The organism is Streptomyces ossamyceticus, from assembly GCF_001418475.1.
GTDB lineage: Bacteria > Actinomycetota > Actinomycetes > Streptomycetales > Streptomycetaceae > Streptomyces > Streptomyces ossamyceticus.
The window spans coordinates 1-1,470 of sequence record NZ_LIQX01000906.1; the positions used below are offsets into that span (position 1 = coordinate 1).

General features: G+C 72.7%; 1 protein-coding gene. It reads left to right on the forward strand.

Annotation, left to right across the window (positions count from 1 at the left end; translation table 11 throughout):
- The first annotated feature begins 106 nt into the window (after nt 1-106).
- Nucleotides 107-1,042 (forward strand): glycosyltransferase family 2 protein, encoded by a 936-nt coding sequence (locus AOK15_RS40395; protein ID WP_055524135.1) that lies wholly within the window; start codon nt 107-109, stop codon nt 1,040-1,042.
- The last annotated feature ends 428 nt before the right edge of the window (nt 1,043-1,470 follow it).

Below are 1,470 nucleotides of genomic sequence, written 5' to 3' on the forward strand. Positions count from 1 at the left end.
GTCGTCAGCCGCGTACTTGGGGCGTCTCTGAGAAGTCGTCGGCGTGAACGGCTAGCATCCGGCGGTAATCAGTCGGCCGGTTGCGGGGGCTCGTCGGCTGTCTCGGATGGTCGGTCGACGGGATGGGGTTGGTGTCGTGACGGACGCGGAGGAGGGGCCTCGGGTCGCCGTCGCCGTGGTGACGATGGGGAACAGGCCCACCGAGGTGGACGCGCTGCTCGCGTCCGTGGCCAAGCAGGACCTGGCGCCCGCACGCATCGTCATCGTGGGCAACGGGTGCCCGCTGCCGGAGTTCGCCGAGCGGCTCGGCCTCCCCGGCGAGGTCACGCCGATCGAGGTGGACGAGAACCTCGGCTGCCCCGGCGGCCGCAACGTGGCCATCGAGCGGCTGCGCGCGTTCGGGGACGTCGACATCGTCGTCGAACTGGACGACGACGGACTGCTCGTCGACGCCGACGTCCTGCGCCGAGTCCGGGACCTGTACGTCGCCGAACCCCGCCTCGGCATCGTCGGTTTCCGTATCGCCGACGAGACCGGTGAGACCCAGCGGCGGCACGTGCCGAGGGTCGGGGCCAAGGACCCCCTGCGGGGCGGCCCCGTCACCGGCTTCCTCGGCGGCGGACACGCCCTCTCCATGGCCATGCTCCGCGAGACGGGCGACTGGGCCGCCGAGTTCTTCTTCGCGCACGAGGAGACGGACCTGGCGTGGCGGGCGATCGACGCCGGCTGGACCGTGCTCTACGCCCCCGAACTGCTCCTCCAGCACCCGAAGACGTCGCCCGCCCGGCACGCCATCTACTACCGGGTCAACGCCCGCAACCGTGTCTGGCTGGCCCGCCGCCGGCTCCCGCTGCTCCTCATCCCCGTCCATCTGGGGGTGTGGGTGCTCATCACCCTGCTGCGGACCCGTTCCGGGGGTGGACTGCGGGCGTGGTTCGGCGGGTTCATGGAGGGCTGGCGCGAGTCGGGCGGCGAGCGCCGCCCCATGCGCTGGCGCACCGTGTGGCGCCTCACCCGGCTGGGCCGCCCGCCCATCCTGTAGCCCCGGTCGGCGGTGCGGCCATCCCCCAGCGCGCGTACCCACACGAATGCCCCGGTCGTTCACCTCCACCGACCGGGGCACCGCGCGTTTCCGGATCCGGCAGCGGCGGCGGCGCTCCCCCGAGCTACGCGTCGTCCGCGTGCGCCGTCGGCGCCGGATCCGATGAAGTGATCACATCAGGTCCCGCCAACGGATCGCTAACATGTGCCCAACGGTCCTACCGGGACCGCACGGAAGCCGTGGGAGAGTCGGCGCGGGCCGACACGAGTCGCCGGGGGGCGCGGTCCGGTACGACGGCACGGGAAGGCAGCGGACGGACGCTATGCGGGACGGGCTGCGGTTCGGACTGCTGGGTCCGCCGGTGCTGTACGACGCCTCCGACACACCCGACGGCGACACCACCCTCGCCCCCGACTCAGGCCCCCAGC

Excerpts from the sequence above, each read along its gene's own strand:
- AOK15_RS40395 (WP_055524135.1), top strand. The coding sequence starts at position 107 with ATGGTCGGTCGACGGGATGGGGTTGGTGTCGTGACGGACGCGGAGGAG.